Annotated in this window: 14 protein-coding genes; 3 read left to right on the forward strand and 11 right to left on the reverse strand. The window is 41.5% G+C overall.

The features are described 5' to 3' along the window. Position 1: 1 nt before the first annotated feature. The 9 genes from fabG to HT701_RS00985 form a co-directional block, all read right to left on the reverse strand. Positions 2 to 733 carry a 3-oxoacyl-[acyl-carrier-protein] reductase gene (gene fabG, locus HT701_RS00930; protein ID WP_000763053.1) on the reverse strand — a complete coding sequence of 244 codons (732 nt, stop codon included), beginning with the start codon at positions 731 to 733 and terminating at the stop codon, positions 2 to 4. Between the two features lie 33 nt (positions 734 to 766). Then, a complete protein-coding gene (gene fabD / locus HT701_RS00935; protein ID WP_119920018.1) occupies positions 767 to 1,687 on the reverse strand; it encodes an ACP S-malonyltransferase in 921 nt (306 codons plus the stop codon). Next, entirely contained in the window at positions 1,680 to 2,654 is a 975-nt protein-coding gene (fabK, locus tag HT701_RS00940; protein WP_023941276.1) for an enoyl-[acyl-carrier-protein] reductase FabK, read from the reverse strand. Before fabK ends, fabD begins: the two co-directional genes overlap by 8 nt. Before the next feature lie 222 nt (positions 2,655 to 2,876). Next, positions 2,877 to 3,101 carry an acyl carrier protein gene (locus HT701_RS00945; RefSeq protein ID WP_172931106.1) on the reverse strand — a complete coding sequence of 75 codons (225 nt, stop codon included), beginning with the start codon at positions 3,099 to 3,101 and terminating at the stop codon, positions 2,877 to 2,879. A gap of 58 nt (positions 3,102 to 3,159) precedes the next feature. Beyond that, positions 3,160 to 4,134, reverse strand: a complete 975-nt coding sequence (locus HT701_RS00950) for a beta-ketoacyl-ACP synthase III (protein WP_119920019.1) — start codon at positions 4,132 to 4,134, stop codon at positions 3,160 to 3,162. Next, positions 4,134 to 4,568 carry a MarR family transcriptional regulator gene (locus tag HT701_RS00955; protein ID WP_000386348.1) on the reverse strand — a complete coding sequence of 145 codons (435 nt, stop codon included), beginning with the start codon at positions 4,566 to 4,568 and terminating at the stop codon, positions 4,134 to 4,136. Before HT701_RS00955 ends, HT701_RS00950 begins: the two co-directional genes overlap by 1 nt. A gap of 93 nt (positions 4,569 to 4,661) precedes the next feature. After that, on the reverse strand, positions 4,662 to 5,447 hold the full coding sequence (locus HT701_RS00960; protein ID WP_000400065.1) for an enoyl-CoA hydratase: 786 nt from the start codon (positions 5,445 to 5,447) through the stop codon (positions 4,662 to 4,664). Between the two features lie 602 nt (positions 5,448 to 6,049). Further along, entirely contained in the window at positions 6,050 to 15,955 is a 9,906-nt protein-coding gene (locus tag HT701_RS00975; protein ID WP_240152339.1) for a DUF1542 domain-containing protein, read from the reverse strand. 300 nt (positions 15,956 to 16,255) lie between these two features. Then, a complete protein-coding gene (locus HT701_RS00985; protein ID WP_119919961.1) occupies positions 16,256 to 17,149 on the reverse strand; it encodes a DNA-binding protein in 894 nt (297 codons plus the stop codon). Positions 17,150 to 17,526: 377 nt separating this feature from the next. Here HT701_RS00985 and HT701_RS00990 point away from each other — a divergent pair, with 377 nt between their 5' ends. The 3 genes from HT701_RS00990 (at position 17,527) to serS (ending at position 20,753) form a co-directional block, all read left to right on the forward strand. Beyond that, positions 17,527 to 18,891 (forward strand): aspartate kinase, encoded by a 1,365-nt coding sequence (locus HT701_RS00990; protein ID WP_172931107.1) that lies wholly within the window; start codon positions 17,527 to 17,529, stop codon positions 18,889 to 18,891. Between the two features lie 2 nt (positions 18,892 to 18,893). Continuing rightward, positions 18,894 to 19,265, forward strand: coding sequence for a DUF956 family protein (locus HT701_RS00995; protein WP_000079356.1), 372 nt, complete (start codon positions 18,894 to 18,896; stop codon positions 19,263 to 19,265). Between the two features lie 213 nt (positions 19,266 to 19,478). Then, complete coding sequence (gene serS, locus HT701_RS01000) at positions 19,479 to 20,753, forward strand: serine--tRNA ligase (RefSeq protein WP_100104178.1); 1,275 nt, start codon at positions 19,479 to 19,481, stop codon at positions 20,751 to 20,753. Positions 20,754 to 20,777: 24 nt separating this feature from the next. On the opposite strand, the gene HT701_RS01005 is transcribed toward serS, so the two are convergent. Both HT701_RS01005 and HT701_RS01010 read right to left on the reverse strand, forming a co-directional pair. Further along, positions 20,778 to 21,677, reverse strand: a complete 900-nt coding sequence (locus tag HT701_RS01005) for a TDT family transporter (protein WP_172931108.1) — start codon at positions 21,675 to 21,677, stop codon at positions 20,778 to 20,780. A 109-nt stretch (positions 21,678 to 21,786) separates the two neighbouring features. Further along, positions 21,787 to 22,335 carry a carboxymuconolactone decarboxylase family protein gene (locus HT701_RS01010; RefSeq protein ID WP_172931109.1) on the reverse strand — a complete coding sequence of 183 codons (549 nt, stop codon included), beginning with the start codon at positions 22,333 to 22,335 and terminating at the stop codon, positions 21,787 to 21,789. Positions 22,336 to 22,609: the final 274 nt, after the last annotated feature.

Consider the following 22,609-nt stretch of genomic DNA (forward strand, 5'->3'; position numbering starts at 1 on the left):
GCTACATACTTAAGCCACCATCAATGGCAACCACTTGACCAGTTAGATAATCTTGGCCTGCTAAAAATACTGTCAAATCTGCAACCTGCTCTGCCTGCCCAAATTCTTTCATCGGAATCTGAGCTAGTGTAGCTTCCTTAATCTTATCTGATAAGATAGCGGTCATATCAGACTCAATCATTCCTGGAGCAATCACATTGACTCGTATATTCCGACTAGCGACCTCGCGTGCCACAGACTTGGTAAAGCCAATCAAGCCAGCCTTAGAAGCAGCATAGTTAGCTTGACCAATATTCCCCATCAAACCAACAACACTAGACATATTAATGATAGCACCTTCTCTAGCTTTCATCATCGGTTTCAAGACTGATTGTGTCATATTAAAGGCACCAGTCAGATTGACCTTGAGCACTTTTTCAAAATCTGCTTCTGTCATCTTAAGCATAAGAGTATCTTGGGTGATCCCTGCATTGTTGACCAAAACATCTACTGAACCCAGTTCTGCAATAGCTTGATCAATCATACGCTTAGCGTCTGCAAAATCTGATACATCTCCTGAAATGGGAACCACCTTGATACCATAGTTTGAAAACTCAGCGAGCAATTCTTCTGAGATTGCCCCACGACTGTTTAAGACAATGTTGGCTCCTGCTTGAGCAAACTTGTGGGCGATGGCAAGACCAATTCCACGACTCGAACCTGTAATAAAGATATTTTTATGTTCTAGTTTCATTTTTTTCCTTTCAAAACTTCTACTTATTTTAGTCTATTTTTCTAAAAGTGCTACTAAACTCGCTTGATCTTCCACATGAGCTAAGTGAGCAGTTTGATCAATTTTTTTAACAAAACCTGACAAGACTTTCCCCGGTCCAATCTCGATAAAGTTGCTTATGCCTGCTTCTTGCATGACCCCAATACTTTCATAGAAACGAACGGGTTCCTTGACCTGACGCGTCAAGAGCTGAGCAATGTCCTCTTTTTGCATCACAGCAGCTTCTGTATTGCCGACTAGGGGACAAGTAAAATCTGAAAAACTTACCCGAGCTAGAGTTTCAGCTAGTTTCTGGCTAGCAGGCTCAAGGAGAGCGGTGTGAAAGGGACCTGACACCTTGAGAGGAATCAAGCGTTTGGCACCTGCTTCTTGCAAAAGTTCAACCGCTCGATCAACTGCAACCACTTCTCCAGCAATGACGATTTGTGCAGGTGTGTTATAGTTGGCTGGAGTAACCACTCCAAGTTCAGAAGCTTTTTGACAGGCTTCTTCAATGACCTCTACTGGCGTATTGAGAACTGCTACCATCTTGCCAGAGTCAGCAGGAGCCGCTTCTTCCATATAGGCTCCACGCTTAGCTACCAAGGCAACCGCATCTTCAAAATCCAAGGCGCCACTGGCCACCAAGGCAGAGTATTCTCCAAGAGATAAACCAGCAACCATATCAGGCTGATAGCCCTTTTCTTGCAATAAACGGTAGATAGCAACCGAAGTCGCTAGAATGGCTGGTTGCGTATAGCGGGTCTGATTGAGTTTGTCTTCTTCCCTATCGATGAGATAACGCAAATCATAACCGAGCACCTGACTCGCTCGATCAATCGTTTCTTTGACAATAGGGTAGTGATCATAGAGATCCCGTCCCACCCCTAGATACTGGGCACCTTGACCAGCAAATAAAAAGGCTGTTTTAGTCATTTCTTACAACTCCTGCCCAGCGAGAGGCTTCTTCTTGAATTTTCTTAGCTGCTCCGTAATACAAATCTTTTAGGATTTCTTCAGCTGTTTCTTCTTTAGAAACAAGCCCTGCGATTTGACCTGCCATGACAGAGCCACCATCCACATCACCGTGAACAACTGCTTTAGCTAGGGCGCCTGCTCCCATTTGTTCAAAGATTTCTAAATCAGGATCTTCCTGCTTAAAGGCATCTTTTTCAGCCAGTTCAAAATCTCTAGTCAACTGATTTTTAATAGCACGAACAGCATGACCAAAGTGCTGAGCTGAAATCGTAGTATCAATATCCCTTGCTTTTAAAATTTTCTCCTTGTAGTTTGGATGGGCATTCGACTCTTTTGCAACTACAAACCGTGTCCCCACCTGTACAGCCTCTGCACCTAGCATAAAGCCAGCCGCAGCACCTTCACCATCCGCAATTCCTCCTGCAGCAATAACAGGAATAGATACAGCTGCCGCCACTTGACGCACCAAGGTCATGGTTGTTAATTTACCGATATGTCCCCCAGCTTCCATTCCTTCTGCGATAACAGCGTCCGCACCAATTTTTTCCATTCGTTTAGCTAGGGCAACGCTTGGTACAACAGGAATAACTGTAATCCCTGCTTCATGGAAACGTTCCATGTATTTACCAGGATTTCCTGCACCTGTTGTCACTACCTTAACACCTTCCTCGATAACGAGATCTACAATATCTTCCACAAAGGGAGACAAGAGCATGATGTTGACACCAAAGGGTTTATCCGTCAATGATTTGATCTTATCAATATTTGCCTTGACAACTTCTTTCGGGGCATTTCCCCCACCGATAATCCCTAGTCCTCCAGCCTTAGAAACAGCCCCTGCCAAATCACCATCAGCAACCCAAGCCATTCCTCCTTGAAAGATAGGATAATCAATGTTCAATAATTCTGTAATACGCGTTTTCATAGTGCCTCCATCGTTTCTTGCTTACGTAATAGTTCGATACTGTCATAATTTGACAATCAAACTATTGCCTAAACAAGAGGGAGCGGGTTTCCCTACTCCTTCTATCTATATTCTGCTTATACTCTTCGAAAATCAAATTCAAACCACGTCAGCGTCACCTTGGCGTACTCAAGTACAGCCTGCGGCTAGCTTCCTAGTTTGCTCTTTGATTTTCATTGAGTATTATTTTGTTTGCTCTTCAACGTAGGCAACCAAGTCACAAACTGTTTTCAAGTCATCTTCTGCTTCGATTTGGATATCAAAAGCATCTTCGATTTCTGAGATTACTTGGAACAAGTCCAATGAATCAGCGTCCAAATCATCAAAAGTTGATTCAAGTGTTACTTCTGATGCGTCTTTTCCAAGTTCTTCAACGATAATTTCTTGTACTTTTTCAAATACTGCCATGATAGGACTCCTTTAAAATAAATAGTTTTTTATAACAATGTGTTCACCACATGATTACCTAAATTGTAAGAATGAGCGTGCCCCAGGTCAAGCCTCCACCGAAGCCTGATAGCAGAACAGTCTGACTACCATCTAAAGGGATGAGGCCTTGTTCTACACACTCTGAAAGTAAAATCGGGATACTGGCTGCACTGGTATTGCCATATTCCATCATATTGGCTGGAAGTTTGTCTCGGTCAACACCAATTTTTCTAGCCATCTTATCCAAAATACGGATATTAGCCTGATGCAATAGCAGATAATCCAAGTCTGTCGCCTCTATAGGAGATTCTTCAATAGTCTGCTTGATAGACTTGGCTACATCTCGAATGGCAAAATCAAAGACTGCGCGTCCATCCATCTTCAAAAATGAATCTGCACTTTCTTGATCTGAAAATGGAGAATGCAAACCTGAATGCCCATAAGTTAAACACTCACTGCGACTTCCATCGCTATTGAGACTCTCAGCTAAGAAATGCTCTTGCTCGCTAGCTTCTAACAAGACACCACCAGCACCATCTCCAAACAACACAGCTGTTGATCGATCCGACCAATCGACTGCCTTAGAGAGGGTTTCACTACCAATCACCAAGCCTTTTTGAAAGCGACCAGAAGCGATAAACTTTTCAGCAGTTGAAAGAGCAAATACAAATCCACTGCAAGCCGCGGTTAAGTCAAAAGCAAAGGCTTTATTAGCACCAATATTAGCTTGAACACGAGCAGCTGTAGAGGGCATCATCGAATCTGGAGTAATGGTAGCTAGGATGATAAAATCCAGTTCCTCTCCTATTATTCCAGCTTTTGCCATCAGTTTCTTAGCAACTTCCGTAGCCAAATCACTGGTAGATTCTGTTCTTGAAATATGCCTTTGTCGTATTCCCGTTCGACTTGAAATCCACTCATCATTGGTATCCATAATCTGAGCCAAGTCGTGATTTGTAACCACTTGCTCTGGCACATAATGAGCAACCTGGCTTATTTTTGCAAAAGCCATTATTTCAAATCCTCCAAAAATTGGTAAAGATTAGTCAAACCTTTGCTCATAACATCAATTTCTTCCTCGCTCATGCCATCAATAATTTTTTCTACCATGGCCTTGTGGAAGCGTTTATGCAGTCTATGGATCAAGCGCCCCTTCTTTGTCAAATGCAGATGCACCACACGACGATCCTGTTCTGACCGAACTCGCTCAATGTATCCCTTACGCTCTAAATTGTTCAAACTTGTCGTAACAGTTCCAAGAGTTACCATCAACTCTTTTGACACTTGACTTGGAGTCACATCTGGAGCCTTACCGATGACATCAATCGTATGCATTTCTTTGATGGAGATATCCTTAAAACGACTACCTCTCAAGTTCACTTCCTCAATTACAAGGACATTGTTAAATATAGATGTTAAATATTCATTGATTCGTTGGTAGTCCATTTTTCATATCCCTCCTTCTTCAAAAAACTTTTACAATCAAAACATTTGACAGAAAGAATTATATCAAAATTCAAAGAATGATGCAAGTATTTTTTATTTTCCTGTAAATTTAGGTCTTCTTCTCTCCGAATGAGCTCGCACTCCTTCTTTGAAATCCTCTGTTTGAGCTAAGGATTTCTGTAGATTCAGTTCTAAAGTAGCGTAACCCTGCCAGTCTTTAAACTGGCTCTCCCAAACCAACTTCTTAATGGCAGCATAGGAATTACTTGAAGCACGTCTTAATTTTTTAAGAAGCTGTTCTCTCGTCTTTTCAAGTTTTTCAGCTTCAGAAACGCGGTAAACCAACCCCCATTCTAGGGCTTTTTCTGCCGTTAAAGCCTCTCCTGTCATAGCTAATTGAGCAGCACGCGTCACACCGATACTGCGGCTCAAGAGATGAATTCCCCCTGCATCTGGAGCCAAACCAACACCAACAAAGGCTTGGATAAACTTAGCCTTATCCGTCGCCAAACAGAAATCTGCCGCAACAGCCATATTCGCTGCGGCACCTGCAACAGCACCGTCAACTTCCATTAAAACAGGTTTGGCTATTTGCTTGATTTTATAAGAAATCGTATTGACCAACTCTGCGATTTTTGTCAATGATGGAATATCATCCTCATCCACTGCCCGCTTCATCTCTACCAAATCTCCCCCAACTGAGAAGACCTTTCCATTGGCATTGATTAAGATAAAATGCACAGCTGGATTTTCTTCTGCCAGAGTCAAGGCTTCTAAGATCTCCTCACACATGGGAATATGGAAACCATTAGCGACATCAGGACGGTTTAAAGTAATAATTGCCAAATCCTCTTCAAGCTGATAAATAATATGTTCCATCTGGACTCCTTTTTATTTTATAAGCAGTTTATACTCTTCGAAAATCTCTTCAAACTACGTCAACTTCCATCTGCAACCTCAAAACAGTNNTCAAAGCAGTGCTTTGAGCTGACTACGGCTAGCTTCCTAGTTTGCTCTTTGATTTTCATTGAGTATTGAATTATTTTATTTTCAAAGTATATCTTTTTTAGGAACAGAAAGCAAGAAAAAATTGACTGAAAGTGTCTCAGCCGATTGGAAAGGCTCGCTTTAGAACAGAAAACGCTTACATAGACTCCCGAAGAAAGATGGATAGAAAGACGCTTTTCAACTTCTTTCTATCCATTACTTCCTTCAAGAGTCCACACCAGCAATTTTCAGTTCCATTTCATGAACTATCTTACTTGTCTCGTGTTTCTTCTTTATCTTACTCTACCATCAAAGGCTTCTACTTGTACTAAGGAGGAAACATTCCCATCCAAAAGACGGTGCCCTGTTCCCAGAACCACTTCCCCGCTAGAAGCTGGTATATTCCCACTACAGGTTTGCGACTAACTTTTCCTATAGTTATTATCCAGCAATGTAGTAACTTCTATGGTCGCCTGCGATATTTCACATGTCGCTTATCTTAACTGAGCAAGAATAGCTTTGAGTTTCTCAATCAACTCATCTTCTGTGTGGTCAGACTCTTTCTCATTGGCTAGGAAGGCAACCGCTTGAGCGAGAGCTTCTCGTGCTTGGTCGAGAACTTTCGCATCTACACTTGTAAGATCGCTTTCTTGCAGAACCTTAGTCAATTCCTTGGTCAATTTCTTGAGTTCTGACTCTTTCTTACGACGCGCGATGAGGAAGAGAAGGAGACCAAGAAGGGCGAGCAGGCTGCCAATCATCGTACCGTATGGAAGATGACCTTGCTCTTTGCTTGTTTCTTTCGTTTCTTCTTCATCCTTAGTTGCTTGCTTGCCTTTCAAGGATTCGAGTGCTTCTTTGACCTTGGCAGTCATCTCTTTCAAGCCTGTCTCTGTCAAGTCAGCATTTCTAAGGGCTTCTTGACCCTCTCCGAGAATGACCTTCGCAGCGTCGATGACAGATTTATCAATACCATCCAAGTCTTTCAAACGAGTTTCCAGTTCTTCAACCAATCGAGCAAGTTCAGACTTGTCAACAGGACGAGTCTCACTAGGAGTCACTGTGGTGCCTGAATTGTTTGAAGTAGATGTAGAAACTGGTGTTTCTTGAGCTGGAGTATTACCGCTGTTATCTGGTTTCACACTATTGCTATTGCTGTCAGCAGGGGTGTCAGTACCGCCATTGTTAGTGTTAGCACTATTATTAGTGTCGCCACTAGTATTGCTGTTACTGCTATTGTCGTCGGTATTCGCACCGTTGTCAGTATTAGCACTATTGTTGGTGTTGCCACCATTGTTAGTGTTACCACCGTTATTAGTGTTACCACTGTTATTAGTGTTACCACCGTTGTTAGTGTTAGTACTGTCTTCAGGACGTGGAGTTGGTGTTGGATTTGGACGAGGAGCAGGCTGAGGATTGATGTTATCGATAGCTGTATTGCCATTATTCTTCGCTTCTTCTACCTTATCGTTAGTTGTCGCGTCGTCAATAGCTTTCTTAGCGTCTTTTGCTGCTGTATTAACATCAGTTTTCGCTTTGTCCTTCTCTTCTTTCGTCAAGTCGGTACGCTTATCAATCTCATCTTTCTTAGCCTCAGCTGCTTTGTCGATTTCTTTCTTAGCGTCAGATTTCTTATCGCCAGTTGGGTTGATGTTATCGATAGCTGTATTGCCATTATTCTTCGCTTCTTCTACCTTATCGTTAGTTGTCGCGTCGTCAATAGCTTTCTTAGCGTCTTTTGCTGCTGTATCAACATCAGTTTTCGCTTTGTCCTTCTCTTCTTTCGTCAAGTCGGTACGCTTATCAATCTCAGCTTTCTTAGTCTCAGCCGCTTTGTCGATTTCTTTCTTAGCTGCTGCTTTCTTATCGCCAGTTGGATTGATGTTATTGATAGCGGTAGTGCCATTATTCTTCGCTTCATCTACATTATCGTTAGTTGTCGCGTCGTCAATAGCTTTCTTAGCGTCTTTTGCTACTGTATCAACATCAGTTTTCGCTTTGTCCTTCTCTTCTTTCGTCAAGTCGGTACGCTTATCAATCTCAGCTTTCTTAGTCTCAGCCGCTTGGTCGATTTCTTTCTTAGCGTCAGATTTCTTATCGCCAGTTGGATTGATGTTATTGATATCCTTAGTGCCATTAGTCTTCGCTTCTTCTACCTTATCGTTAGTTGTCGCGTCGTCAATAGCTTTCTTAGCGTCTTTTGCTGCTGTATTAACATCAGTTTTCGCTTTGTCCTTCTCTTCTTTCGTCAAGTCGGTACGCTTATCAATCTCAGCTTTCTTAGTCTCAGCCGCTTGGTCGATTTCTTTCTTAGCTTCAGATTTCTTATCGCCTTGATCCGTTGCTTTCGCTACATATTCAACGCTCGGTGGTGTTTGACCTACTACAATTTCAATTGCTGCTGGATTCTTCGGTTTCCATACCTTACCATCATTGCCTGTAATGTCTTGTGGTGTGTATGGTACCTTGTCTCCTACTTGTTTACCTGTAAGGTCTACGGTTGGATGTGGGTATTCTCCCTCGATTCCTGTCGTTGGTACTTCTACTGTGCCTTGATCCGTTGCTTTCGCTACATATTCAACGCTCGGTGGTGTTTGACCTACTACAATTTCAATTGCTGCTGGATTCTTCGGTTTCCATACCTTACCATCATTGCCTGTAATGTCTTGTGGTGTGTATGGTACCTTGTCTCCTACTTGTTTACCTGTAAGGTCTACGGTTGGATGTGGGTATTCTCCCTCGATTCCTGTCGTTGGTACTTCTACTGTGCTCTCAAGAATTTCATAAGCTACTTTCACATCTTCTGTCGATTTATCATTATAAGTTACAGTAACATCTACTTCATGAAAACCTACTGTTTCTGGCTCTGTTGTTCCTACTTTAAGTTTCGCAGATTTTTTATTATCAACTTCTACTGCTTTTAATAAGTCAGTATTTGTCAATGCTGTACCTTTTACTTTTCTGATTTTTTTAGTTTCAACTTGATGTTCAGGCACCGTAATTGACGCTGCTGTTTCTGCGCTCTTAAGATTTCCTTCACCTTTAGTGGCGACAGCTGTAATGTTGCGAGTTCCTCCAACATCTTTCGACTTAACAACCAGATAGTCACCATCTTTTGTAAGTACAGAGTTAGCTGGTACTGTCCATCCATCCCTTTCTGAGTGTGTGACAGTCACATCATTTAACTGGTTATCGCCAGGAATTGTAAATACAACTCTATCCGCATCATCTGGTAACTTAATACGAGTTGTACCATTTTGCTTGTTCTCATGAGTCAACTCTGCTGGTGCTGGATTGGTAACTGTAATCTTTACACCGCGTTCGTCGACCCTACTTGAACCAGTCTCTGATAATCGAACCTTATATGTTCTTGTTCCAACCCTTTCAATATCAGGCTGTCCGTCTTTCCATCTAGCTGTAAAGTCACCTGGGAAGTCTTTTTCTACATTGTTTTCAGTATATTTAATGCCTTTTCGAGCATCTGCTTTCAAGGCAGTCAGAGTTTGACTTCCCTTAGCTGCTGTAATGGTTTTACCTTCGAAATTACGCTTTTTAGCTACATAAATCTTGCTTTCATCGCTTTCGGCAGTAAAGACAATTTGTTTTACTTTAACAGGTTGGTCTGACGAGCCAATTTCAGCTGTGTGCTCTGTTTGACGTAAGTACATATTATTCTCTAGTTTATAGATCCAGACACCATTTTTCAGTGCACCTTCGCCTGTTTGAAGATTAGCTGGGTCTTTTCCGTTATTAGCGTCAATTTCAACAGTTTTACCAGTTTGTAAGGTCAATACAACCTTCGTAGCACTTTGAAGCGCCGTACCTCTAACTACACGGTCTATATCTTGTAACTTAGGATCATGTTCATCACCAGCGGTCCTAGTAAATGTCGGCTCTGTTGGTTTGGCTACAACCGCATGCGAAATATCAATAGTAGATCCATCTGGGAAGCCAAGCACAGCGACTTTATTATTATCATCTGTATTACCAGTTGTATAGGTTGTTGTTGCTGGCAGTACCGTACCATTTAGCTCTTGAATTTTATCTTTAAATCTTGTTTTGGCTGCTGGTGTAAAGTTACCATTCGCGATTGCTGTATCATTATAGGTGACTTTTTCTTCAGCTCTTGGGTACTTGACAGTGTTACGATAATAGTCCGCATAGCTTTGAATAACAATATTTTTTTCTAGTGTAGTAGACTCTTCTCCTGCAGCATCTCGTGTTGATAAAACAAGAGTATAGTTACCTGGAGCGATTCGACCATTTGCTTGAGCACTGACAGAAGTTCCCTCGATATTGCGAGCAGTATCTCGACCAGTGAATACACGAACACGTAAGTTCCTTTGTGAAGAAGCTCCGTATCCTACTGTCTTACCTGCATCATCCTCAGCGTCATGCCCTACAAAGTAATCTTTCAACTCATCGACCGTTGGCGATGGAATGGTTTGACCTTCCTGAACTTCTTTTCCAGACTGCCATTCTACTGTTGGAAGTGTATTGGTTACCGAGCTTCCAACCCATCCGCTCGCAGGTCTACCCCAAATATTATCACCTATCGGTACATGAACACGTGTCTCTATCTTGTTATCACCTTTTTGAAGCCTAAAGCTAGGTGTACTTGCTGGATCGGTGTTTTTCAACCTAAGTGTTAGATTTATGCGACTCGGATCCTGATTCGCACTACCTTGAACAATCTCTATAGCATCACGATCTCTAGCATCCACAATTCTCCAGTTTCCTGTAGCATCTCGAGTAATTCCGATATCACTTCCTCTACCTGCCACTTTTACTGCCACTGTGTACGCATCGTGTGGAATGCTCAAATCAATATCACGACCAGCCGCTACCGCTCCTACCACATTGGCATTTCCTAGATAAACATCTATCTCTTTTTCAGCAGAAGAAATATTGTCTACCGTTTGCGAAACTTTAACACGAGTTGCATTAACCCCTAGAGTATCCGTTCTATTGTTATTAAAACCATTAGGTGTATATGATAACACTTCTCTATCTTTTAGAGCATAACTCCATGCACCGTTTTCATCCGCTTGCGCAGTACGGTGTGTTCCATCTTGCAAGGTGATTGTTACAGTTGCCCTTGGAGTTGCTGTCCCTGAAATGCTACGCGCTGTAGATTCCAAAGCTTCATCAACAAGATTTTCTCGACTCTTAGTTACTGTTGGAGTATTTGGTCTTGATTTAACCGTTATATCTACATCTTCTGTTGACCCATCTTGGTAAGTCAAGGTAGTTGCAACAACTTTAGTCGTTCCTGCAGCAATAGCAGTTTGTGTCTCTTTTGCTACAACGGATTGTTTGGTTGCGACTGTTACACCTGTAGCTAATTGCTCATTTGTAGGTGTCGCACCTGCAGCGATAACAACGTTTTGGGTTGTTGGAGCAGTGTGTTCTGGGATATTGTGACTTACGCTATTTGCTTGAGACTTGACATCATTTTGTCCTCTAGTAGAGTCTGTTGTGATAGCTGTATCTCTGTTTAGTTTTGTGTAGTCAAATGTAACCTTACCATTTGCTAGGCTGACACCATCTGGTAAGTTTGTTGAAGAACTCCAAGTATTTCCTTGTTTAGCCAGTGTTACTGTGGTGCTGGTATTTTGTTTGTTCTTATAAGTTAAGGTCACATCTTCTGCATCTGTTGGTAAGGTAACTTCTACATCACCATTTTGACGTGTCGCACTAGTCGTTGCACTCGGCTGTTCAAACTTGGCTTTACTTTCTACTGTAGTAGTTGTTCTATCGTCATTTGATGCGATGACCGAAACGGTTGTCCCGTCAGCCACCAAACCTTTTGGCAAGGTAAAGCGATTACCGTTAGCAGTGATATCTGTCACAATTCCCCAACGTCCTTGGGCATCCTTGTTATAGTGAAGTGTTTCAGTTATATTATTTTGCTGGTTGTGGTAGGTCAAATCAAACTTCGTAGCCGTATCTGGTACAGTAATATCAACTGAACCATCAGCTTGAGCTGTATTTGTCAAGCCTTCCAAGCGTCCTAAAACTTTATGAAAGGCATTCTCAGATGGATTGGTTTGTCCTTCTTTTCTCTGATTGGCTACAACTTGTGTTCCAACTTTAGCTACTCCATATGGGATACGAACTAGGGCTGTTCCATCGTTAGTACTTGTAACAGAGACCTCTGGAACCGCTTGCGCTTGATCCTTCTCCCAACTGCTTCCTTTTTTAGAAAGCATGAAAGTTCGGAAAGAGTTCCTTGAATCACTAAATAATACAGTTGCTCTATTCGCATTTCCTTGTCCTATTTTTATGGTTACATCCAAGTCTTCTGGGCTTTGGCTAATCTCTGGTTTGTTTGGATGTTTAACCGTTGGACCTGTCGGTACCTCTATCTTGCTTTCCTCACTGTATTCTGTATTGGCATCTACTTTTTGGCTAGCAAAAATTTCTGTTCCTCTCTTAGCTGTACCGTAAGGGATATGAACCGTTGCTGTTCCTGTATTTCCAGCATCTTCTGTTACGACGATAGTGGTATCTTGATTCGGATTGTCTTTTTCCCAACGACTATTGACCTTGCTAAAACCAACAGTCTTGTCCATTCCAGTTTCATCTGTATAGCGAACTTGCGCCTTATCCGCTTGTAAGCGACCGATAGAAGCTGTAATTTCATTCGTTCCCTTGTATAGTTCTGGACTCTTAGTAAACTGAGGGTAAGTAGCTTCCAGAGTGTCATCACTCAAAGCAGAGACGTACTTATCAACAATTTGATGTGTCGTTCTATTGACCGCGGCTACAACTATACGCAGAGGTTTCCTTCCCAAGTTTTCCTTCTTGAACGGTCTTGCCGGATCTGCAGATACAAATTCAGCTACCCCACCTTCTTTGAGAACCGTTTCTGCTACAATATGATCTTGGAAATCAACTGCTTTTTGACTACCACTTTCTCTATCTTCAACATTTTTACCACCATTTACCAAGAAGACTCTCCATTGGTTAGCCTTGTCGATTCCAGTTGAATTGCTGGCATGGATCCCTTCAACTCTTAAAACAATTGGTGGCTGTTCTGTTGCGAGAGGAACCAGAGCCTTACCTTTGAGTTTTTCTGGAGTGGTGATATAGTCTTCTGTTGGATTTTTCTCAAAGCTACCTGAGTTTGGCGGGAAATTTATACCCATTCGGTATTCTTTTACATTCCCTAAACGATCAGTAGCAGTGACGATGACAGAATAACCACCTGAGTTTCCTCCTGGAGATCTTAAGTTGACCCCTAGTGTCGTGTCGCCTTGTTGTCCATAATATTCTTCACTTTTTCCTTTTAGCCCACCCAAAACAGTGATATTCAAGCTCTTAAGCCCTTTTGGACTCTTAGCTCGAAATCCTATCAAAACGTCACTTCCAGCTGGTAGGTTAAAGTCCGTAATGTTATTTAAAGCAGGTTTACCCTTCCATGTTGTATCGTTTTGTCCACCAATAGCACCGATACGCTCTATAACAATTGCTGATGCATCTTTTTCTGACGATTGGTCTGAATAGACACCCTCACGTTTTGTACCATCCTGTCCATACCAAGTGCCGTTAACCTTTTGCTTGACGTAATAATTTGCATAGTCAACAGTGATATTGTTAAAAGTAACGGTTCCTCCTTGGTTCCCTGAAGAGATACTAGATACCAGGGTGTCGCTTTGTCCCTTATTGCCTTTTTTATAGAGTTCAACAGTCGTATTGCTATCCACATTGGATACTCTAATATTCGTAGTTGTCCCAGCCGCTGTGCTCAAGTTTGTATCAATAGTTGGTTTCTTCGGTTTTGTTACAAAATTAATTGTACCATCATTATAAGAACCATCATTATAAGAACCATCATTATAAGAAACTTTATATTTATAAGTATGAACACCAGGTGTAGAGATAGCATCTTTTGTTAGGTTTTCTTTGCTGATTTCATCCGCACCTTTGTACCAAGTAATATTTTGACCTGCAGCTTCTGCATCGTGTATAGCTGTTTCTTTATCTAGTCCCCTATCAGCTTCATCTACATATTCGCTATACGATTTTACATCAAGCTCGAATGCTCCGTCTGAACCTCTAGTCTTACTACTAGTTAACACTCCCTTAACTCCAGAGTCCAGAGGTCTATCATCATATTTAGCATAAGAGTAAACTTTATTGTTACCATCTGTTTTAACGACACTACCTTCTCCATATAAACCACTATTTGTGAAGTAAGCGGTATTTTTATCAACTTCGTAGTATCCATTCCCTTTAAGGCGGAATTTCGTTCCATCTGCGAAACCTTTTTCAGAATTCGTTCTGGCATGTAAAACTAAACCATAGTTAGCTCTACCATTTATAAATCCTTTTATAGCAGCTAGATATGATAACTTATCTAAATCATCATTTCCTGTAGTTTGGAAAGCAATTCGGTATTTGTTATTTCCAGCTACACGACCATAATAAGTCGTTCCCCTAGAATCTATAACTTGTTTTAGTTTAGCATCTCCTAAAAGAAGTTCCGAAGCATCATGAAATTCGTCATACCTACCTCTGTTTTCTCCACCACCCCTAGAGTAGTAAGCATCTCCAAACTTTCCACCTTCTCCAGTTACAAAATCCTGAAGCGTCCTAACACTATAATAATTTGGTTGTGACGAATGACGCCCAATATTCTGTGCATTCGTATTAACTGGCGTTCCTTTAGCTACATTTTGTGCATTAGCCCTTTGTAAAGATGCGCTCAGCTCATCATCACTTCCACTAGCACTAGCAGAGTGCGAAGTAGTACCTAGGTCATCCGTTTTAGTTACAGTTACTGTACCTGGTTTTATAATTTGTCCACTAGGTACAGTAAAAATAAAGCTAAGTCCATCTACAGATTGTCTACCCTTGTTAATTTCAATATCCCAATTAAATCCATTCCCTGTTGGAGTAACTTTTGCTGTTAAATAGCTTTCTAAGCCTTTTACTAACTCAGGTATCCCTGCACCTTGAGGTCTTTTTAAGTTAAAGAAAGCAAGAGTATAACGACTATAAGGACTGTCAGGGTCTTGACCTCTTTCAAAATAATATCTATATTTATTTTTATAAATTCCCGTTCCTGCTCTATTTTGGTCAGCAGAACGTGCATTACGTGTTCGTGCTCCTGCTGGCATCGAGCGGAAACCTGACCATCCTGTAGCGTTGGTGCGCGGTTGGATGGTTACATTGTCAGCTCTTGCTGATTCATCCTCAGTTGGAATAGCTTCATAGTCAGATGAACCACCATTCAAAGCTCGTGGTTCAAGGGGACTTGAAGCAACCACTCCATTAGCCTCTTTTTCAGAGAGGACTCCTTCAATCAGTTCACGTGATTTTTTCAGGTCTGCTAAGGCCGCATCAAAATCTGATTGACTGATGGTGTCGCCTTTAGAGAAGGCTTCATTGAACTTATCAACAGCTGCCTTGGCTACTTGGATTTTATCTGCCGATGCTCCGTTAGCTCGGAGTTGCTCAGTGATGAACTCTAATTCATCTTTTAGTCCATAAACACCATTTTTACCTTCTGTATTTGTGTAGGTTGGGAGCGTCTGTGGAGTAGCTTGAGAGCCAGCTCCAGAACCTGTTGAGTCCCCTCCAGCAGATGGCATGCTTTGATTTTCATCTGACGTAGGCTCGCTCAAAGTTCTTCTACGACCTTTTCCTCCACTTGTTTGCGCAGTCGTAGCTCCCTCTGGAGTAGCTAGTCCAGTAGATGCCAAACCTGTAGATGTCAGACCTGCTTTTTCCAAGATTGTTGGAGTTTCTAGGCTAGGTGTCAAGGCTTGATTGACACGGCTCGTAAGCTCAGCCATCAGTCTTGCTTGCTCATCAACCTGCGCTTGCGTCGCTTTTGGATCTTCCAAAACTGCCTTAGCTGCTGCTAGGCGCGTTTCCACTTCAGCATGGAGTTCCTGCATTGAGCTAAGCGTTAGTTTTGCCAACAAAGCTTGCAGATTACCTTGAGTCGATTTGGCTGCTGTCGTATCAGCGACGGTCGGCTGTTCTTGCTCTCTTACTTCTCCTGCTTGAGGAGGTTCTTGGTTAGCTGGATTTGTCTCGGACTGAGCAGAGTTAGGCTCGGCTCCTGCTTGCCCTTGATTGGTTTCCTCAGCTGGCGCTTCTTTTGCTTTTAGCTCATCGGATGGTTTGAGTTCAGCTGGCTGGTCAGTCAGAGCTTTCTTGGAGTCTCCCTCATCCGAGAACGCCGGATTTCCATCTGCATTGCCATCAGAACCTGCCGTAACGACATCACTTGCCGTAACTGGAGTAATTGTTTCACTCGCCGCCACAGCCCCATTCGCAAAAAACATCAATGCCGCAACAGCAACGCTGGCAGCACCGAAGTGGTATTTACGAATAGAGTAACGGAAAATCTTTTCCCCGTTATCATCACGATATGATTTTCTCATTATCTTACCTCTCGTTTTTCCTTTCTGGAGGTACTAAAAAATACCCCCCCTTAAATATTTTAGTATTTAAGGAAAGGATATGTTTTTTTCTTTTTGTTCCCTAGCTTATCAAAAGACAAGTTTTGAGACAGTATTATTATATACTATTTTTACAAATTTGAACAGCAAAACGCTAACTTTTTGCTGGCGTTTGTTAAGGATTTTTTCAGAAAGATACCGAACCAGCCTAGTCTATAGATTAGATTATCTTAAAAGAGCTCTATTGACAAAAATTTGAAGTTCTACGGAATTCTTTTATTCTCATTTATCTAAAATAGATAAATATAAATCTAGTTTCTGATTTAAATATAGAGCAAACATATCTGCCATGGCTGATAAATCATCCTTTAAATGATAGTGGTCAAAAGCTTCATAATATTTTAATCTATCAGTAAATTTTATATCAATAGGTGGATAACCTGCTTTCATCAGTTCCAAATTAAGCAACAACCTCCCCGTTCTTCCATTTCCATCAATGAAGGGATGAATAGATTCGAACTCAATATGAAAACGGGCAAGTTTAGTAACAATATCTTCTTTGCTATTTTCATATCGTTCCAGTAACTCTTCCATCTTAGGAACAATTAAATAGGGTTGCACAGGTTCATGAGCTGCTCCCATAATTCGAACTGGAGCCCTTCTATACACACCTCTATCTTCTTTCTTGTCTGCCAAAACCAAATAGTGAATATCTTTTATAATCTTTTCAGTTATTGGAACATTTTCACGAACCAGTTGCCTTACATAATCAAAAGCATCTTTATGTCCAATGACCTCCAAATGCTCTTTTAAGGATTTTCGGTCAATTGTAAGTCCTCTAAGAACCATGTCTGTTTCACGTAAAGTCAGTGTATTCCCTTCAATAGCATTAGAATTGTATGTATATTCTACTAAAAATTCTTCATTTAATCTTTCCACTTCCCCTTCAGTTAAAGGACGTCGTTTTTTTAGAGTTTCTAATTTATCTTCCAAGACTAGAATGAGTGATTCTTTAGTCTTATATCTCCCATCTGTCGGCTTTACTGCGTCACATGGTATTTTCCAAGTTCTTCCCTCTTGATATGCACCGTGAATCTTCCCTTCTGAGCACAAAATTCTTATCCTTCTGTCAGATATTCCCCACTTTTCAGCGGTTTCTTTCACTGTAATATACATCTTTTATCCCTCCGTTCTGTCACATTATATCACCTTGTCGGAACAATAGCAAGGAAGTCGGAACAACATCTATCACTTATCGGAACAATAGTATTTTCCACTATAACTATGGGATATAATATATCGAAGGTAAATGTGAACAAAGTAATTAGGGAATTTAAACTAGTTTATGACAATATTTGAGAAGTTATATGGTAGTATTACAGACTCAATCTCCTCGATACATTACACACTAAAATAATATAGTAGATTAAAATAATGATGTATAGACACTAATTCCGAGCAGTTTAAACACCCAAACAAGATAGCATTTTCTTCATTGAAAAAAGACTTTCTTTCTGCTATAATCGTATAAAATACTTACTTTAGGAGTTCTTATGAAAGTTGTTAAATTTGGAGGTAGCTCTCTTGCCTCTGCTGGTCAATTAGAAAAAGTTTTAAACATCGTTAAAAGCGATCCAGAGCGTCGTTTTGTAGTCGTCTCTGCGCCTGGTAAACGCAATGCTGAAGATACTAAGGTTACGGATGCCTTGATTAAATACTACCGCGACTATGTTGCTGGTAACGATATTAGCAAGAGCCAAAACTGGATTATCGACCGCTATGCTGCTATGGTTAGTGAATTAGGACTGAAACCAGCTGTGCTAGAAAAAATTTCAAAAAGCATTCGCGCCTTAGCCACTCTTCCTATCGAAGAAAATGAATTTCTCTACGATACTTTCCTAGCAGCCGGTGAAAATAACAATGCCAAATTGATTGCTGCCTACTTTAACCAAAATGGTATCGATGCACGCTATATGCACCCTAGAGAAGCTGGGATTGTGGTCACAAGTGAACCTGGTCACGCTCGCATCATTCCATCAAGTTATGACAAGATTGAAGAATTGACAAATGCAAATGAAGTTCTTGTCATTCCTGGTTTCTTTGGAGTTACCAAGGAAAATCAAATCTGTACTTTCTCACGTGGAGGTTCTGATATTACAGGTTCTATCATTGCTGCAGGTGTAAAAGCCGACCTCTATGAAAACTTTACGGACGTTGATGGTATCTTTGCAGCCCACCCTGGTATTATCCACCAACCACACTCGATCCCTGAGTTGACCTACCGTGAAATGCGTGAGTTGGCCTATGCAGGATTCTCAGTTCTTCATGACGAAGCTCTTCTTCCTGCCTACCGTGGAAAAATCCCTCTGGTTATCAAGAATACCAATAACCCTGACCACCCAGGTACTCGTATCGTTCTAAAACACAGTAGTGATGAATTTCCAGTTGTGGGAATTGCTGGTGACTCAGGCTTTGTCAGCATTAACATGTCGAAATACCTCATGAACCGTGAAGTTGGATTTGGACGCAAGGTTCTACAAATCCTTGAAGATCTTAACATCGGTTGGGAACATATGCCAACAGGTATCGACGATCTTTCTATCATTCTCCGTTCTCGCGAACTAACTCCTATCAAGGAAGAAGAAATCCTTCGTCAGTTGGTTCAAAAGGCTAAAGTAGATCATGCAGAAATCGAACACGACCTTTCTATCATTATGATTGTTGGTGAAAAAATGAAGAGCCATATCGGAGTGACTGCTACTGCGACACGCGCTCTATCTGAAAACAAAATCAACATCCAGATGATGTCTCAAGGTTCTAGTGAAGTTTCTATTATGTTTGTTGTCAATAAAGACCAAGAGAAAGCAGCAATTAAAGCCCTCTACAATGCCTTTTTTGGAGAAAGTAAGGAAGACTAAGCATGGCTCAATCACTTAACAAAACAGTACTCCTCAGTACGACAGGCACTTCCTACCTCTCTATCGCTGGGAAAGTTGGGAAATTCCTTGTCGGAGATCAGGCTTTGGAATTTTACCCCGATGTCAATGTTGAACAATTTATCCAGATTCCTTGGAGCCATATCAACCAAATTGGAGCCAATGTCACTGGGCGGAAAATCAGTCGCCACTTCGAAGTCTTTACAGACAAAGGAAAATTCCTCTTTGCTTCAAAAGACTCAGGTGCCATTCTCAAAATTGCTCGTGAAAAACTGGGTAATGACAAGGTCATCAAACTTCCGACCCTGATTCAGACAATTGGTCAAAAATTTAAAAATCTATTTGCAAAAAAGTAGAAACTTTAGTATAATCATAGCAACGGATAAGTAGGTTATCTTCTTCTTTCAGAAAGTCTGCGGATGCTGCGAGCAGATAGGAGGGATAGGTGAAATTCTACCGTTAATAACAATTACATACACAATCAAGTGCACACCTGTGAAGTTGGATGGAACCGTGGCCCTGCCACTCCAACGCTTTGTCAGGTGTGCTTTTTTCATAAAGGAGTTCTTATGTTAGATATCAAACGTATTCGTACAGACTTTGATGCTGTCGCAGAAAAATTGGCTACACGTGGTGTAGATGCTGCTGTCTTAAACGAGATGAAAGAAATCGACGCTAAACGTCGTGACATCTTGGTCAAGGTTGAAACTCTCAAGGCTGAACGCAACACAGTTTCTGCTGAGATTGCCCAAGCCAAACGCAACAAGGAAAATGCAGATGACAAGATTGCTGCCATGCAAACTCTATCTGCTGAGGTTAAAGCCTTGGATGCTGAATTGGCAGAAATCGATGCTAAATTGACAGAATTTACTACTACTCTTCCAAACATCCCTGCTGACAGCGTTCCTATTGGGGCTGACGAAGATGACAATGTGGAAGTTCGTCGTTGGGGCACTCCACGCGAGTTCGATTTCGAGCCAAAAGCTCACTGGGATCTTGGTGAAGACCTTGGTATCCTCGACTGGGAACGCGGTGGCAAGGTAACAGGCGCTCGCTTCCTCTTCTATAAAGGCCTCGGTGCTCGTTTGGAACGTGCTATCTACAACTTTATGTTGGACGAGCATGGCAAAGAAGGTTATACTGAAGTCATCACGCCTTACATGGTTAACCACGATTCTATGTTTGGGACTGGTCAATATCCAAAATTCAAGGAAGATACTTTTGAACTCAGCGACAGCAATTACGTCCTTATTCCTACAGCTGAAGTTCCTCTGACAAACTACTACCGTGATGAAATCCTTGACGGTAAAGACCTGCCAATCTATTTCACTGCTATGAGCCCATCATTCCGTTCTGAGGCTGGTTCAGCTGGTCGTGATACTCGTGGCTTGATTCGTTTGCACCAATTCCATAAGGTTGAAATGGTTAAATTTGCCAAACCAGAAGAATCTTACGAAGAATTGGAAAAAATGACAACCAACGCTGAAAACATTCTTCAAAAACTTAACCTTCCATACCGTGTCGTTGCGCTCTCTACTGGAGATATGGGCTTCTCATCTGCGAAGACTTACGACTTGGAAGTGTGGATTCCAGCCCAAAATACCTACCGTGAAATCTCAAGCTGTTCAAACACAGAAGATTTCCAAGCCCGTCGTGCCCAAATCCGTTACCGTGATGAAGCAGATGGCAAGGTGAAATTGCTCCATACCTTGAACGGTTCTGGACTTGCAGTTGGACGTACAGTGGCTGCTATTCTTGAAAACTACCAAAATGAAGATGGTTCCGTGACCATCCCAGAAGCACTTCGTCCATACATGGGTGGAGCTGAGGTCATCAAACCATAAAAAATAAGGTTTAGCTATTTCTAGCTAGACCTTTTTTCGTAACCAAATCAGATAAGCGCCTAATACAAAGAGCAAAATGATTAGGCAAATAACAGTTTCAGCCAGTACCAAATAATCCAAAAATGGAAGTTTCAAGATTCCCTGAGCCATCTTAAGCGAAGTAGCTGTGATAATAGTCGGGAAGGTGAGGGCTGAGAAGGCTGGTTGAAAACCTTGTTTTAAAATATTGGGTAGGCGAGTCAAAACAAAGAAAAAGAAGGATTGGGAAGCCAAAAGCATGAAAATCAAGACCCAAGTCGGTAGGCTAGCTCCTCCAACTCGAACCAGAGAAGCCAAGAGTAGAGAGAAGGGAGCACAATAGATTCCTTCTTGTCCAAGCAAGGCTAGTGGGAGTGGATGTTTCTTTAAATCGCTATAAATAAGGGGATAGAGATAGAAGGTCAAGAGAAAACCAAAACTCAAGGTCGCATAGGCAATTTCGATGATGCCTACCAGAGGATAGGTCAAGGCAGCCACCGCTATCCCCACATAGAGAACCGTCCAGCTAGGAGTCGCATGAACCCTACGACCTGGACAGGCAAACTTGATGGTGAAATCAGCAATCAAGGCCAAGTCCAAGAGAAATGAAAACCACCAGAGCCCTTGCGCTACCAAAGGAAGATGAGGGAATACGCGAAAGACATAAGTTGATAAAATCATCCCAGCCATGGGAAAGGTTGCCATCCCTGATAAAAGAGGGGGCTTGGTCAATTCTTGCTTGGTTTCCTTCCAATTAAAGAGATGCAAAATCAGAAAGAATATCCACAAAATCAAACCTGTCAGACTAAAAATATGGGACAGAACCGGCAACATATCTAAAATAAGATTTCCAGCTCCTGCTAAACCTAGCAAACAACCAGAAAATACTAAGGGGAGTTTTTTCATCCTAACCTCCAATAATCATGTTAGTTTCAGTATAGCATAAAAGCGCTTAAATGAGGACTTAAAAAAACGAAGTCCGATTATTTCAGACTTCATTTTACTCAGATATGAATTAAGCATAAGGTTGCAATTCTGGGTTAATTGGTGTATTGGCTAGATTGTTGGCATAGTTACAGAGGCTTGCTAGACTGACACCAAGAACCACATCCAAGGCATTTTGTTGGCTGTAGCCAGCTTCTAAAAACTCAGACAAGGCTTCATCTCCTACACGACCCTTGGTATTGATTACCGCCAAGGTAAACTTAGCTAGGGTGTCCAATTTAGGATCTGTTTCAATTGGAGTACGATTGCGAAGGGCTTGAAGCAGATCATCATTCATCTGGATTTGTTTGATTGAAAAGGCTGTGTGACCTGCAACACAGAAGGCACAACCATTGGTCACGGCTGCCGTGATTTGCACCACTTCACGCTCAACGGGTGTCAGGCTGTTGCGACGGTTGATAGATGCGACAGTTCGGTAGGCTTCTAAAGCAGTCGGTGCATTGGCCAAGAGACCGATTAGGTTGGGAATATAGCCATTGTTGTCTTTCTCTACTGTTTCAAGAACTTCTTTCACTTCTGCTGGCGCTGATTCTACTGTATGAATTGTAAATGTTGTCATAAGATACCTCTTTTCTTGTTATTGACACTAATATTATTGGAAAATCTTATAAAATCCTGATTCCTAAGTTTATTTAAGATAAAGCTTTATTTTCTCATAAGATTTTCGTTGTATATTATACTCTTCGAAAATCAAATTCAAACCGCGTCAGCGTCGCCTTACCGTACTCAAGTACAGCTTGCGGCTAGCTTCCTAGTTTGCTCTTTGATTTTCATTGAGTATAAGACACAAGGGATTCATTTTCGAGTTTGAGAAGGAGTCTGTATACCAATGA

It is taken from the genome of Streptococcus sp. 10824 (assembly GCF_013276595.1).
Taxonomy (GTDB): Bacteria; Bacillota; Bacilli; order Lactobacillales; family Streptococcaceae; genus Streptococcus; species Streptococcus pseudopneumoniae.